The sequence below is a fragment of the Mesorhizobium sp. SEMIA396 genome, from assembly GCF_024518615.1.
Taxonomy (GTDB): Bacteria; Pseudomonadota; Alphaproteobacteria; order Rhizobiales; family Rhizobiaceae; genus Mesorhizobium.
Genome location: NZ_JANIFC010000009.1, coordinates 25,357 through 40,186 on the forward strand (window position 1 = coordinate 25,357; position 14,830 = coordinate 40,186).

Annotated in this window: 13 protein-coding genes; 1 reads left to right on the forward strand and 12 read right to left on the reverse strand. The window is 58.6% G+C overall.

Going from position 1 to position 14,830, the window contains the following annotated elements; translation table 11 throughout:
- Nucleotides 1–18: 18 nt before the first annotated feature.
- The 6 genes from NP503_RS21235 to NP503_RS21260 all read right to left on the reverse strand — a co-directional run bounded on the left by NP503_RS21235 (nt 19) and on the right by NP503_RS21260 (nt 10,149).
- Complete coding sequence (locus NP503_RS21235; RefSeq protein ID WP_127273142.1) at nt 19–5,562, reverse strand: ATP-binding sensor histidine kinase; 5,544 nt, start codon at nt 5,560–5,562, stop codon at nt 19–21.
- A gap of 239 nt (nt 5,563–5,801) precedes the next feature.
- Nucleotides 5,802–6,179: a response regulator transcription factor gene (locus NP503_RS21240; protein ID WP_127270690.1), complete on the reverse strand. Its 378-nt coding sequence runs from the start codon at nt 6,177–6,179 to the stop codon at nt 5,802–5,804.
- 1 nt (nt 6,180) lies between these two features.
- Nucleotides 6,181–6,822, reverse strand: coding sequence for a response regulator transcription factor (locus NP503_RS21245; RefSeq protein WP_127270687.1), 642 nt, complete (start codon nt 6,820–6,822; stop codon nt 6,181–6,183).
- 547 nt (nt 6,823–7,369) lie between these two features.
- Nucleotides 7,370–7,960, reverse strand: coding sequence for a HupE/UreJ family protein (locus tag NP503_RS21250; protein ID WP_127270684.1), 591 nt, complete (start codon nt 7,958–7,960; stop codon nt 7,370–7,372).
- 79 nt (nt 7,961–8,039) lie between these two features.
- Nucleotides 8,040–9,074, reverse strand: a complete 1,035-nt coding sequence (locus NP503_RS21255) for a DUF4331 family protein (RefSeq protein WP_127270681.1) — start codon at nt 9,072–9,074, stop codon at nt 8,040–8,042.
- Nucleotides 9,075–9,306: 232 nt separating this feature from the next.
- Entirely contained in the window at nt 9,307–10,149 is an 843-nt protein-coding gene (locus tag NP503_RS21260; RefSeq protein ID WP_127270695.1) for an alpha/beta fold hydrolase, read from the reverse strand.
- Between the two features lie 380 nt (nt 10,150–10,529).
- On the opposite strand from NP503_RS21260, the gene NP503_RS21265 reads away from it, so the two are divergent.
- Nucleotides 10,530–11,309, forward strand: coding sequence for a carbon-nitrogen hydrolase family protein (locus tag NP503_RS21265; protein WP_127270679.1), 780 nt, complete (start codon nt 10,530–10,532; stop codon nt 11,307–11,309).
- 141 nt (nt 11,310–11,450) lie between these two features.
- On the opposite strand, the gene NP503_RS21270 is transcribed toward NP503_RS21265, so the two are convergent.
- The 6 genes from NP503_RS21270 to NP503_RS21295 form a co-directional block, all read right to left on the reverse strand.
- On the reverse strand, nt 11,451–11,987 hold the full coding sequence (locus NP503_RS21270) for a DUF488 family protein (protein ID WP_206517121.1): 537 nt from the start codon (nt 11,985–11,987) through the stop codon (nt 11,451–11,453).
- Nucleotides 11,988–11,989: 2 nt separating this feature from the next.
- The gene (locus NP503_RS21275; RefSeq protein ID WP_127270674.1) at nt 11,990–12,199 is read right to left on the reverse strand and encodes a DUF2945 domain-containing protein; all 210 of its coding nucleotides are present in this window, start codon (nt 12,197–12,199) and stop codon (nt 11,990–11,992) included.
- Nucleotides 12,200–12,437: 238 nt separating this feature from the next.
- Nucleotides 12,438–12,611: a hypothetical protein gene (locus tag NP503_RS21280; RefSeq protein ID WP_164748740.1), complete on the reverse strand. Its 174-nt coding sequence runs from the start codon at nt 12,609–12,611 to the stop codon at nt 12,438–12,440.
- A 42-nt stretch (nt 12,612–12,653) separates the two neighbouring features.
- Nucleotides 12,654–13,691 (reverse strand): zinc-binding dehydrogenase, encoded by a 1,038-nt coding sequence (locus NP503_RS21285; protein WP_127270672.1) that lies wholly within the window; start codon nt 13,689–13,691, stop codon nt 12,654–12,656.
- Nucleotides 13,684–14,172, reverse strand: a complete 489-nt coding sequence (locus NP503_RS21290) for a Gfo/Idh/MocA family oxidoreductase (RefSeq protein ID WP_127269553.1) — start codon at nt 14,170–14,172, stop codon at nt 13,684–13,686. Before NP503_RS21290 ends, NP503_RS21285 begins: the two co-directional genes overlap by 8 nt.
- 9 nt (nt 14,173–14,181) lie before the next feature.
- Entirely contained in the window at nt 14,182–14,622 is a 441-nt protein-coding gene (locus NP503_RS21295; RefSeq protein WP_127269552.1) for a nuclear transport factor 2 family protein, read from the reverse strand.
- Between the last annotated feature and the right edge of the window lie 208 nt (nt 14,623–14,830).

Consider the following 14,830-nt stretch of genomic DNA (forward strand, 5'->3'; position numbering starts at 1 on the left):
GGGTTCCCTGCGAGAGCACTAAGACGGCGGCTCAGGAGCGTCGATTGGCAGGGAAAACGAGAAGATTGCCCCCTGTGGCTCATTACGCGTCGTGCCGAGCGAGCCACCGTGGGATTCGATAATTGTCTTACTAATTGCCAGTCCCATTCCCATCCCATCCGGTTTCGTCGAATAGAAGGCGTCGAAAAGCTTTTCCTCCAGGCCGGATGGAACGCCAGGTCCAGTGTCTTGAACTGCGACATAGACAACATGAGGGGATTCGCGTCCGGAGACTATCTTCAGTTCACGCGGCCGACTGTTGACACCTGCCATGGCGTCTATGGCATTGAGCATCAAGTTCAGGATGACCTGCTGCAACTGGACGCGATCCGCCAAGACGCGAGAGAGGGTCTTGTCTAGCCTCAGCTCAAGCGACACCTCGTTCAGGACGAGTTGCTCTCGAACCAGCGCGACAGTGTCGGAGACAATTGCATTGACGTCGACCAGGTCGTTCCTGGGTGGCATCTTGGTGACAAGGGCGCGTGTGCGATCGAGCACTTCGGCTGCCCGGTGCCCCTCGCTCATCGCCCGCTCGAGTGCACGCCGGACTGCCGGAATGTTGGGTGGTCCTGCCGATAGCCAATTCAGGCCTGCCGAAGCGCTAGTGACCACACCCACTAGAGGCTGCCGCAGCTCATGGGAGATTGCGGCGGAGAGTTGCCCTACTGTAGCGACCCGACTAGCGTGGGCCAATTCGGATTGAAGGTCGCGATAACGGCGATCGCTTGCACGAGCAGCCTCCTCCGCCTGCTTTCGCGCAGTCAGATCCAGAATGAAGGTGACCCCACCGTCCGATTCGGGATCGCCAAATGTGGCGGCGCCAAGAAGCACGGGAACCCGCCTTCCATCCTTATGGAAGAACTCCTTCTCCCAGGGTGGCGCTATCCCCGTTGCCTTTACTTCCGCGACCATTCTGGCGTCGTTTTCCCAACCCTCAGGTGGAGACAAATCAGTCCAATAAACTCGTCCCGCAGCAAGATCGTCGCGATCGAAACCTAGCATGTCAAGGAACGAGTCGTTCGCCTCGAATATCAGGCCATCGAACCTCCACATGAAGACGCCGATGATGTTGGCATCCACCAGGCGACGGATTCTCGCCTCGCGTTCAGCGAGGTCGCGATAAAGGCGTGTATTCTCCAAGGCTACGGCGGCGTGGGACGCAATCAGCTTCAGAATGGCTATCTGACTGGGCGTGAATACGTTGGCGGCAAGATTGTTCTCCAGATAAAGCAGGCCGATCAGCTTTCCTTGATTGATCAAAGGCAGCGCCAGAAGCGAGCGCACATGCCGGTCGAGGATATATGGGTCGGTGGAGAAAGGACTGGTCAACAGTGCATTCTCCAAGATAACCGTTTCTTTCGTGCCGAGGACGTGCTGGACGATTGCATCCGGCAGCGCGGCACTTGTGGAGTTCAGGTTTTCCCGCAACCTGACCACCACGCCGTGGCCAGTCATCTCGGCTTCGGCTTCGATATGAGTCCCCGCAACTTGACTCAGCACAAGGACCGCTCTCCCTGCCCCTGCATGTTCGATCGCCATGCGCATCAGCGCATCGACCAGCTTGTCGAGGACGATCTCTCCCGAAACAGTCTGAACGACCTTGATCACCGTGGCTAATTCGAGTTGTTCGACCGGCGCGAACGTCGTGCCGGTCGAAAGCGCCACTGGCTGCTCTTCTCGCAGTTGCGGATACGCGGCCTCCATCTGCGTGACTTTGGCGTGAGCTCCCCAGCGGAGATAGCAGAGGCGGGCTTCCCGTAGATACATCAGGGAGATTCTTTCAAAGTTCTGTCGTGCATAGAACCGGCTGGCCATCTCATTGGAAACGGCTTCATTGTGCAGGAAGCCGTTTTCCTTCGCCAAGCGGATGCTCTCTTCATAGAGGCGCTGGGCTTTCAGATCTTGTCCGTCTACCCGCGCGATCTCCGCGGCGACGAGGAGATGCTTGTCGGCAAATGTCGGAGATCCCGTTTCCTCGGCCCAGGCCCGCAATTGCGCGTGCCGCGAAGCCAATTTCGCGTGCATTGCGCCACGCTCGGCAACGGGGGCTTCATCAATGAGTGCAGCGAGCGAAAGCCCGGCGTAGTAGAAGCAGTCCATCTGCTCGATCTGCATGTTCCGGATCGAGAAATGCGATTGCACCTTATCCGCGGCGGCCAAGGCAGCCTCGTACTCCCCGGCAAGGAAATGAACCATGGTTTTGCGGGTCCAGTACCACCACATGACGACGGAGTTCTGCGAGCGTGCGAGATTGGCTTCGAAGGCGCCGGCGTCGAAGGTTTCGTCGCTATACTCGGAGAGTCCTCGCGTCCGGCCCCGCAGGCTAGCTACCGCGCGCTCGGTGGCTATCACCAAATCCATTCCAGCCTGGAAGCCGGTGTCCCGGGCAAAATCGAGCGCACGCTTACACTCGTGGTCGACATCCTCAAGCTTCTGGCCGCTGAGAAATACATGCAGGACGATTACGGCAGCCTCGAAGCAGGCGTAATAGAGATCGCCGGCTTGGACTCCGCCTCTGAATGCTGCACGCAGCCAATCGAGGACCACGGGCAGCGGCTCCGTCCATGCGGCGGCAAGTCCCGTCAAATGGTTCACGCGCGCTTTGTCGACTGGTCCGTTTCGCTCTGAGGCAAGGTCACTCGCTAGCCGGGCGATGTGATACCCGTCCTCGTAGCGGCCGAAGGCGGGGCCGATGACGTAGCCCAACAGAACAAGACCCTGCGCCGACGTACTCGCAGCCCCCCGGGTCAGGGAAAGATTTATCATCCTGCAGATTACCAGGATCGTCATGTTGAAGCTGGAGAAATACGCCGGCGGCTGCATCTCCGCCAAGAGACGCATCGCCGCGAGTGCTTGTGGATCTGTCATGGGTGGCAGATCGGCGAAGCTCTCTATCGGGCGGCCCTGGAGGTTCCTCCAAATCTCGTCGTATTCACGCTCGACGTCTGCCCAGGAAGGGCGTATCGGCAAGTCGAAGCCGAGAAGCCCCAGCCCCTCCACTCCATTTTCGACCGCACCGCTGTTGTCCGACTTGACAACGCAAAGCTCCACCTTGAGCCGGTAGACCGCCGCCTTCTCCACGTTGGCAGTTTCTTGGGTCAGCAAGGCAGAGATCATCTGATCGGCCTGCGCGAGATCGCCGCTGAGGAAGGTGCATTCGGCATGCTCAATTGCCAGCGCGAATGCAAGTTCGGCATGTGTCGTCCAGCCGACATCGACGAGCTGCGATCGTCCCCTTGCCAGGTAGCCGCACGCCGCCGAATAGGCGGCGGACGCCTTGGCTTTCCGCCCAGCACGCAAATACAGGTTTGCGACCTTCGCGCGCTCCGCAGGTGCGATGCTTCCGATTTCGATGCGGTTGAACTGACTCACGATGTTGAAGACATCGGCATCGATCTCGGCTTCATCAAGCGTCGCAAGCAGCCGCGATCCGATCAGTTGATGGGTGGCGGCCTTCTCGGGTTCGGGAAGGGTGGCATAGGCTGCTTCATGGATGCGATCATGCGCAAACGCGTAGCCATCGTCGACCTGGAGGAGCAGACCGGCCAGGAGAGCGTCATGGAGAAGCATGTGTGCCTTCTCGGCAGATGCTTCGACAATCCGCTGGAACGTCAGGGCTTTCACAGCGTTGCCCATGCAAGCCATTTGCCTCAACGCCTGCTGTGAGGCTTCCGGAAGGCGACGCAGGCGCTCGACCATGAGATCGACTATGCTGTCACTTACACGCCTCGCATTGACCTGATCGATATCCCAACTCCAGCCCGATGAATCCGGATCGTATACGAGCAGGTTCTCGTCAACGAGGCTCGCTACGAACTGGGTGGTGAAAAAGGGGTTGCCGCCAGCCTTCGCAAATACGCTGTCGGCAAGCGGAGCCACTCTCTGTGGATGATCGTCGAGCGCATCTGCGATCATGTGGACAATGTCCTGCGGCTGGATTCCGCTCAATTGAATATCTTGAACCGGCGCTCCTGACGTTCGGATGGAGCGCAGGCGTCTATACAAGGGGTGATCTGGAGCAACTTCATTGTCCCTGTATGCGCCCACGAGGAGAAGGCTTCCCGTTTCGGACTGGGTCACCAAGTTCTCGACGATGTCCAGGGTCGCCGAATCCAGCCATTGCAGATCGTCGAGGAACAATACGAGGGGATGTTCTGGGCGTGCGAACACACCGATGAACTGTCGGACCACAAGGCGTAGCCGGTTCTGCGCCTCAGGACCGGAAAGATCAGGCACCTTGGGTTGTTCGCCGATAATGGTTTCCAATTCTGGAATGAGATTGACTATTAATTGGCCGTTCGGCCCGAGGGCTGTGGCGAACTCATTCCGCCACAGCGCTAGCTCGGCCTCGTGTTTGCTCAACAATTGTGCAACCAAGCCTTGCAATGCCTGCGCCAGCGTCGCGTATGGAATTCCGCGTTTGTATTGATCGAACTTACCAGCAGCGAAAAGTCCGCGCCGAGACGCAAGCGACCTGTGCAATTCGTTGACGACCGACGATTTGCCGATCCCCGAATAGCCGGACACAAGAACGAGTTGGGGAGAGCCATTCGCCACGACCCGATCGAACGCAGTGATCAACGATCTGATCTCGTCGTCGCGCCCGTAGAGCTTTTCCCGGAAGATTAGCTTAGTTGGCGTGTCGCGCGTGCCAAGATCAAACGGCCGAACGGCCCCGCGCGCCTCCCATTCCTCGAGACACCGCTGCAAATCCGCCTTCAGGCCAGCGGCCGTCCTGTAACGGTCCTCCGCAGCCTTTGCCAGGAGCTTCATGACGATGGCTGAAACAGGCTCCGGAATTCCGGTCAACCTTTCTGAAGGAGGGATAGGTTGACGGGCCACATGACAATGAATCCACTCCATTGGGTCAGCAGCGACAAATGGCAGGGCGCCGGTGATCATTTCATAGAGGGTAACGCCGAGAGCGTAGAGATCGCTGCGAGCATCGATCGACCGGTTCATGCGTCCGGTCTGTTCCGGAGCCATATAGGCGAAGGTACCGGCGATCACCTCGGGGGGCACCGGAGTCTGACGCTCGCGTGGAAGCCGCGAAGCGATGCCAAAGCCAATCAGCCAAGCGCGATCGCCGGAGCCACTTATGAGAAAATTGTCGGGTTTGATATCCTTGTGGATTAGCCCAGCTTCATGCATCTGCCCCGTCGCATCCGACATTGCCATGGACAATATCAAGAACCGCCGGATCGGGATCGGTGCCCCGACCTGCCGCGAAAGCGGCTCGCCGCCGGGATCATCGAGTAGAAGCTCGGTAACGTTTCCTTCCCCCAGAAGCGCCATCGGGCGCGCGGCCCATGTGCCCTCGATATATGGTTTCAGGCTGTGTTCATTAACGAGGCGCGCTGCGAGGCCCAACCGTGACTGGTCCAATTTTGGCCTGACAACGAGCGCGGTCTTCTCAGCGTTGCCGTCTCGGCGCCTCACCCTCATCAGCAAACGCTCTTCGTCTTCGGCGAGGACCTTGAGGTCAACATTCGAGAGATCTACGAGCCTGCGCGTGTTCGTCATAGGCCTCTATCCGAGTCTCGTTGCGTCAAGTCGCCGATGCCAACGGTAATCAGCCAGACTCGCGCTGTCACCGTCCTTGAACAGCTCCTCTGTCGCAGTTGCTTTCCCAGTCGCATCGTCCCCCCGTAACGACCAGAGAGCAATAACACCGGACTACGGCCTCGGTTGGCCGACGGTAAATCCTTTACAAGTCCCATCCTGCAAACCGCCAAAAGGACGATCGTGTATTTGTATCCGCGTCAATCACGAGCCAAGAGAGCGTCGGATACTGCATCCAGCAATGCTCTGGTATCAAATGGCTTCTGAAATACTCTAGAAACAGAAGCTTCGGTCACTCGCCTTTGAGTGGCCAGTTCCTGCCTGCCTGTGATGAAGATGACGGGAAGGTTGGGAAGTCGAGCATTTGCCCTCCGCTGCAGTTCGACTCCATCCATGACCGGCATGCCGACATCAGTGATCAGGCAGTCTACTTCCGACAGCCGATCACCCTGGAGGAGAGATAAGGCAGTGTCATAGGAGCGCACCTTATGCCCGGCTGATTCCAGGAGATCTCCCAGGGACTCAAGTAGATACGGATCATCGTCCACGATCGCGACGACCCACTGACGAGAATTCACTTCACAAAGCTCCTGCATGGCGGGAATGAGTTATCGGAATATCGAGCATGGCTGCAATCCGCACCAGATCGGCAAGTGAGGCAGCCCGCATCTTCTGCATGACCTTGCCTCTGTGAACCTGTAGCGTCACCTCGCGTATTCCGAGCTCTGCCGCCGCCTGTTTGTTCATTAGCCCGCTGACCACGAGCGGAAATACCTCCCGCTCTCGAGGTGTAAGTTCAGCAAAGCGGCGTCGGAGAACGCCCAATTCGTCCTGCTTCGAACGGCGCTCCCGATCTCTCTCAATGCCAGCTTTGATAGCTATGAGCAGATCCGACTCCTGGAAGGGCTTCGTGAGGAAATCAACGGCACCCCGTTTCATCGCCCTGACCGTCGAAGGGATATCCCCATGGCCCGTAATAAACACAACTGGCGGATGATCGCCGCTGGCGATCTGTTCGTGAAACTCAAGCCCGCTTACGCCGGGGAGCTCCACGTCAAGCACGATACAGCTTGGTAAGTCGGGCCGACGGTATTCGAGGTACTCGCTTACCGAGCCCACTGCGACACACCGGAGGCCCGCCGATGCGAGGAAGTCACTGATCGACTCCCGAACATGGACATCGTCGTCCACGAGAAAGATGACCTGGTCGGAACCTTCCACGCCGATTTCTCCGTTCCCTGCCATAAACCAGCGGCAAGCCCGCCCCTTTCGCTAGACTAGCAGACATGGGAGGCATGAGATGTAATAGAAAACAATAATTGCGGGCCTTCTTCAGAGTGCCCCGCTATCCCTCGATTGCGGTGAATGATGATCAAATCACCGCAGGTCGGTTGTCTCTATGCCGCGAGACAGGATTTTCAGCGCGTTCGGAGTTGCGGCAATTGTCAAGTCGTGCCTTGTCGCGCGATAGTGAGGCGTTCGTCGCATTTGACTCTCGCTAAACGTTCAGGATTTGGACCGAGTGCGGCATGCGCAGCAGTCCGCGTTGTTCACGATCGTCGCACTGCCGAACATGGAGTCGCATGATCAACCATGTCGACTGTCATGCGGACGATACGGCCGCCGATCTTCGACATGTTTCGACGAACTAATCGGCGCGGCGCGGCGTAACGACCACTGCGTGGCCTGCTGACCTCAAAGGGGGTGGCGGGGAGCCTGCGGCCGAAGCTACGAGCGCACCTATGATCATTAGAAGAACACGAGCCTACTAACCGCCGGCGACTATCCATAAACCGGCGAGCGCCGTGAGGCCGCCAGCCATTTGGGCGACCCAACGTTGCACTCCGCCAATCGCAGGCCGCGATAGCCCAAGACCTATCCTCACGCCGAGGGCATGAAGCAGAGTAGTCGCGATGACAAACCCTACCAGGAACGGAAACGCTCCCGCTTCACCAAGTTCACCGCCATGTGCGTACCCATGGAAAAATGCGAAGAAGCCGACCAATACCATTCCCACCGATGTTGGAACTTGAAGTGCTGCGAAAGCCAGCAGACCGAGAATGAGAACTGACGCTGCAACGACGGGCTCTGCGAATGGGAGGTCACCACCGAGCATGGACACAACGAAGCCGACGACCATGGTTCCGACAAACGCTGAGGGGATGAGCCATGTGGACCGCCCACCGAGCAGAGCAGCCCACAAGCCCACAGCGATCATCGCCAGAATGTGGTCGAGCCCAAACAAAGGATGAGAGAAGCCTGCGAGAAGCGAGCCATGCTCCTCCGGGTTAAGATGTGCGAACGCCGGCATGACGTTGAACATCAAGGTTACGGTTATGACAAACAGTTGTTTCAACATGTCGAATTCCTTTCTCGGCTCTCAGTCTGAAATTCTATGTAAGAATCGGAGCTCAATGCTTGACTCTCGTTTGGGAGCCTTAAGCAACGACCGGCGGCATATAAGGAAAGATCGTTGACGGTTTCGACGTCACAGACTCCTTGCCGATGCCGAGGCGGATCGGCGCGTTGGCCGCGATGCTGCACATGACGTCGGCGGCATTGTCCGTCAGCGAACGGCCGTTCCACTGTCCAAATCCGAATGTCGCCTGCGTGCCCACCTCGTAGGGTAAGATGTTCGGGAAGAAACGATGGGCGACCGTCGAACCGTAGCCTGCAGGGTCCTCCGAGGTACCGTTGGCGGCGACGACCGCCGCGATGGCGTTGGCAGTCCGGAGACCGTAAGTTGCAAAATCGTCGGCCGGCCGGCCGGCGTTCAGCCTGTTGCCCAGATCCTCGTCGAATTGCGTGAACAGCGGGTGGATCATCGGCAGTCCGATGCGATTGATCGGGCGCCAACCGCCCGCGTCGGTGGCTAACGTCGCAACAGCCCACACGCCGAGGCGCTTGCTAATGGCCCCGATCAGCAGTTCGTCGTCGGGAACCTCGAGCACGATCGAGTATACCGTGTGCCCGGCAAAGAGATTTCGGGCCTTTGCCGGATCCCATCCGACAAGGTTGATCACTGTGCCGTCCTGGAATGCGTGGCCTACCGCGTGAAGGACGTCAGGATCTATCCAAAACGGGTCGGCGGCCTTTCCCGCCCAGAAGCGAAGCCCATCGGCCGTTGTCGCGCCTCGGTTGGTGAACCCATCGATGATCGCCACCCCGGGCGAGTTCGGATCGCTAGCATCCGTCCCATCGATCCGACGCAACATAAAGCGTTGATTGCCATCCGCGTCCGCAGCATCGAATGTTACGCGAAAGGTGATGTCCTCGATCGCATCGCCGTCGAGATCAATCTTGAACTCGTACATTCCCTCCGGATGGTACCCAGGCACCGGAAGTTTGCCAAAAATCGAGTGGCAGACATTAATCGCGAATACCGTGCCTGTCGTCCCACGAAAGACATAGAGGTCAGTGATGTCGAGGCGGATGTCTTGGCGTGCGATCGGGGAATCAAGATGGTGGGACATAACGATCTCCAAAAAAGCTCTACCGGCCGGGCCAGGCGAGTGACGTAGGGTTCAACAGTTGGTCGCGAAAAGCCCGGCCCGGCCGATGTTTTGAGCATGTCGCGCTGGTCGGCGCACGTCCGGCAGTCTTGGCCTGTCCAGAAGTGTGAGCGTTCCCCAATGCCTGCATGGGCAAAGACAGCGGCCTGGAGAAGGCGTACGGAACGTCTTCTCCAGATTGGGTGCTCGACTACTAACCTTTCAGAAAGGACAGGATTTCCGGATTGAACACGTCTGCATGGATGGTAAAGGCGCCGTGGGGATAGCCAGGGTAAAGCTTCAGCGTGCTGTTTTTGATCAGCTCGTGCTGGAGCACCGAAGCATCCTTGTAGGGAACCACTTGGTCGTCCTCTCCCTGCATGATCAGGGTCGGCACGGTGATCGCCTTCAGGTCGTCCGTTTGGTCAGTCTCGGAAAAGGCCTTAATGCCTTCGTACTGTGCAATTGCGCCACCCATCATACCCTGGCGCCACCAATTCTCGATTACACCCTGCGAGACCTTGGCGCCAGGCCGATTGTAGCCGTAGAACGGGCCGGAGGCGACGTCGAGATAGAACTGCGACCGGCTGGCCGCTAGCGCCTTGCGAAAGCCATCGAACACCTCGATCGGCGTACCCCCAGGATTGGAGGGGGTCTTCAGCATCAGGGGCGGAACCGAGCTGATCAAAACGGCCTTGGCGACGCGGCGCTGCGGCTCGCCATATCTGGCTACATAGCGGGCAACCTCGCCGCCACCCGTCGAGTGGCCGATATGGATGACATCCCGGAGGTCAAGATGCTCGACCACGGCGGCGGCGTCGGCGGCGTAATGGTCCATATCGTTGCCGGTGGCTACCTGAGTCGAACGGCCATGGCCGCGGCGGTCGTGGGCGACGACTCGATATCCGTTCGCCAGAAAGAATAGCATCTGGTTGTCCCAGTCGTCGGCAGACAGCGGCCAGCCGTGGTGGAAATGGATAGGTTGGGCACTTTTGGGGCCCCAGTCCTTGTAGAAGATCTCCGTGCCGTCCCTTGTCGTGATGTATCCGCTGCTCATTAGATGCTCTCCTTTAGAAAGAGGGTTGGCGTCCTGCGCGGACGCTGGAACGGGAAGCAGTGGCGTGGCCGCAAGGGTCGCCATACCGGCCACCATCTCGCGGCGATTGAATCTGAATGCCGGAGTAAGTGCTTGTACGTCCATGTCCGTCGCCTCCAAGGGTTAAGTTCACGGTTGGAGGCTAGTCAGGAAACGGCAGAGCGAGAATCGTACCATTGGTTTTTTCGACTAGACATGAGCACAATCCGAACGGCTGGCTGGCCAGCTAGAATGGACCATCACGTGCTGTCAAAAGCCTCCCGAGGCGAGAGAGATTGCATTCATTTCCCGTCGTCGGCGTCGCATAAGATCCACGATGAGAAAGCTGTGGCGGAGGGTAAATGCGTATCGGCTTTGTCGAATGGCCAGACGGCCTGCAACCTCGCGGTTCGCTTTGGACCGATATCTCAAGACGCGTTCGTAGCGAGCGGCCCGACTTGCTCATCACGAACGAATTGCCATTTGGAAATTGGATTGCCTCAAGCAGCCGTTTCAATGCGAGCATCGCGACGGCTAGCATTGCGCTCCACGATCAGGGTTTAGCGGCGCTGTCTGCTTTGGAGGTGCCGACGGTACTGACCTCGCGCCCGATTTGGGAAGGAGACCGTCTTGCGAATGAGGCGGTGGTGATCGAGGATGGCCAGATCCGAGCAGTACACCGAAAACAGTATTTTCCAGCGGAGCCCGGATGGCACGAGACCGAGTGGTATGCCACCGCCGCGCGCGACTTCACGACGACGCAGGTTGGCGGCGTTATGGCGGGTGTGCTCTTATGCACCGAGGCGATGTTCAATGAACACGCTCGCGCATATGGACGCAACGGCGCCAGCCTAATTGCTCTGCCGCGCGCAACTGGCCCAGACTACCGGTCCTGGCAGATCGCCGGCGCGATGGCTGCGCTTGTGAGTGGCTGCTACGTGGTCAGTTCAAACCGGAGCGGCCGGCTTGGACATCAGGGGCCGCTCTTCGGCGGTCGCGGCTTCGCCTTTGCTCCCGGCGGGCGGCTGCTTGCAACGACATCATCTGACCGACCAATCGTCATTATCGAGTTGGACGCTGCAAGGTCTTCGCGGGCGCAGGCAGACTATCCCTGCTATGTCACGGAACCGGCACGCCAGTGACTACAGCATCCAGAGAACGCCCACGACGGATGTTCGCGAATACATTTGATCTGGTCGTGATTCAGATCCTTCGACGCACTCAACGCATCGGCGGCGCCCCCGTCAGGTCGACCTAAGGGCGGTAAAATGGGGCCAGCTTCGCTAGTCAGACTCACTGGGCGGATAAACCACACGTCCATGCTCTATAACAACCGCACCTGCGGTGAGCGTCGCCCGGCTCATTTGCCCCAGGCCCATCAGGTGACAAACGGCGTGGCCGCGTGAAATAAGATGGTCCGCGATTATTCGTCGATGACAACGCCACCAGACGGCCTCCGAACACATCACCGCCAGTTTGTTTGTGCTGCCTCGTGAGATCAGCGCGTCGAGAGAGTCTTGAAAAGCGTCTGATAGTGCATAGTCCGCGTAGTTGTGAAAACTGCGATTTCGCCAAAGCGCATTGCAGCAATCAGGCACGTCGACTTGCCACTGTCGGCGGCCACCCAAGTCAGCAAAATACTCATAAGAAATACTGGACGCGCCCAGAGTGATCGGCAATATGTCTATGTTGTACTCGGGATTACGGCGCGACCGGGGAAACGCTCTCACGTCGGCAATCAGGTCTATAGAGGCGCGTTCGAGAATCGCCGCAAACTGGCGAAAAGAGCGTGTAGAATGGCCAATTGAATAGAACTGCATGATCACAGCTTTCTGGAGAGCGCCCTCTCTATATGGGCTGCGATATGATCCGTTCTGTCACTCCTTATTTCATATTGCGGCTCTTCGTTGGAGGCGTGATGGGTGTATCCCTTGAAAACGAAATCCTCTTCATGGATTCGTATGATACTGCCGCTCGCAGATCCCGCTTCCGAGTTCCAAGTGACGTGATCGCCAATGTGATATTTCGGCATGGTTCACCTTTTCATCATAAAGATCTTGTCAGTGAAGAACTCGGGCTCGGTCTTTTCAGGTGAATGGGTCGGCCTTTGGATTCAACTCGGCTCGGTCGGCCCACGACTTCCATCTTGACTTCGAGAAAGTGATGCCAAGCACCCCGAACTCGCGGCCGATGCGGACTGCTTCACGCAGTCGACGAGCAGCGTCGCGCCCCGGTCCCCCCCGCCGGATGAAGCGCTGCACGCGGTCGCATTAGACTCGACCGCCGGCGTCAAAGATCGACTCGGCCAAGGCCTGCGCGCAGGCTTCGTCCCGCCCCTGCACGAAAGCGGCTTCACCTTCCGCGGCGAATACCTCCACCATCGCCTCGAGCCCGGTGCTCGGTTCGATCACGAGGACGCGCTTTCCAACAAGTCCCATGTCCATGGTGTGATCTTTACTGACATGAACAGTGGTTGGTCGCCGGCGCTAGGCAGCCAGGTCCGGAGCAATGGAAAGGACGACACGACCCATCGTACGGCCGTTCTCCAAAGCTTCGTGTGCCGCGCCAACACCGCCGAACAACACCACCCGGTCGACATGAGGGTGCAGCTCGCCGCGATCGACCATCCCGGCAACCCGCCGCAAGACATCGGTCTGTCTCAGCCGGCGAAGATGATCGCCCGCGATCTGCGGCTGTCCGATATTGACGAAGCGGACGTCGAGATTGTTCCATTCCGCTGAATCGTTGCTTCCCTTCGGCCATGGCGAGACGACGGTGTTCACCAGAGTGCCGAACGGCGCGGCGTGGTCGAAGCTTCGCGCAAAATTCTCGTGCCCCACGAAGTCGAAGACGATATCCGCGCCGGCTTTTCCGGTCCAGCGGCGCAAGGCGGCGGCAACGTCCTCCTCGCGATATTGGATCGCCAGTTCAGCACCAAGTGACAGCACGAAGGCAGCTTTTGCGTCGCCTGAGACGGTTGCCGCGATACGGGCGCCGAGCCTGCGCAGGTATTGTATAGTGATATGTCCAAGTCCTCCTGCGCCGCCATGCACCAGGGCGAAGCTACCCGGCTTGGCATCGGCCTTCTCGAATACTGCCTCCCAGGCCGTGAGCGCCACCGTCGGCAACGCCGCTGCCTCGACGAAGCCTAGGCTGACGGGTTTCCGCGCGGCATAATGCCCGTTGAGCACCTTGTATTCGGCGTAGCTGCCGAAATTGCCGGCATAGCCGCCATCGACATACCAGACGGCGTCCCCGGGACGGAGATGGGTGATTGCCGAACCCACCTCTTCAATAATCCCAGTACCGTCAATGCCGAGGATGGTGAATGCGTCCCGCGGGCCAGTCCCATACACCGCGCCATTGCGGCGGTTCTGCCAGTCGGCCGGATTGACCCCCGCCGCCATCACGCGAACCAGAATATCCGTATCGTTCGCAATGCGCGGCCGGGCGATCTCGCGCGTTTCCATGACCTCGGGTCCGCCCGCTCGCGTCATTATAAGCGCCAGCATCGTCTCAGACATCGACCGCCTCCCCCTCGCTACATTCGATCGCATTGATTAGACTCTGGAGGTCAACCGCGCCGTCCAAGGTCTGTGCGAGGCGGGCGTTGTTCCTCAAGTCGGAGACGGGACGCGGGGAACTCAGGCCCACGCTCGGCGATGGCACTTCCTGAAGGCGTGTGGCACCGTAGGCCTCCGGAGGCCACTCGCAGAAGACGATCTTGCCTGCTTCGAGCAATCGGATTGCGAGTTCCCTGTGCTGCGTCACCGTGACCGCGACGACGACACCTACGCCCGGATCATTGACGAGCGTCTCGTTCGTATCGGCATGTGGGATGCCAAATCCCTCGGCTGCAACCTTTATTACCTCCACCCGGTTGCTGCTGATGGTGGTGACGCGATATTCGAGCAGCCTTTCATCCGCCGCCTTGTGTGCGATCGTCGGCCAGCCATTGTCGGGGTGCACTCCGATAATTCCGACATGAATCGGATTTCCAACCATGATCGCCTCCTACGCGTTGGTGACTTCGAAGATCGTCCGGCGAAGCGTCATGCGCGCGAGACGCCAACCGTAGGGGCCAAGTCGCCATAGCTCATGATAATGTCCGTAGCCCTTGATCCGAGCCGGAAGACCGGCGGCCGCTCCAGGAAAGACAAGCACGTCCTCCATCGACCAAATGGCGGTGATCTCCGTTTGCGAAATCTGATCGATTTCGTCGTTGTGAAGCTGGTGGATCGAGTGCGAACCTTGAATGTAGCTCCGCATGGCGTCCATATAGCTCTCGCGATCATCGAAGCTTGCGATGAGCTCGCCTTCGGTGCTGAAGACCCGAACCTCGACTGTCGGCTCTAAAAGGGAGGCGAATTGTTCCAGGTCTCGGGTATCGACGAAACGGCAGTATCTCGCCTTGGCACGTCGGACCTGTTCGATGTCAGTCAGTTGGGGATTCATTGCTCTACTCCTTTTAGATGCATGTAAGTCGGGGGAGACCCACGCGATTAGCTGTCAGATCGGCCGATCTGGTCGTCTGAAGGTACAGTCCGGCTCGCTCTGTGGTTTGGCTGTTCCAGTATTCATAGGGATGACTGGCAGGCAGCTGGATGCGTCGATGACGCTCGTCGGCCTCCGGGCCGTGGCAATCGACTTCAGTTCAACACGA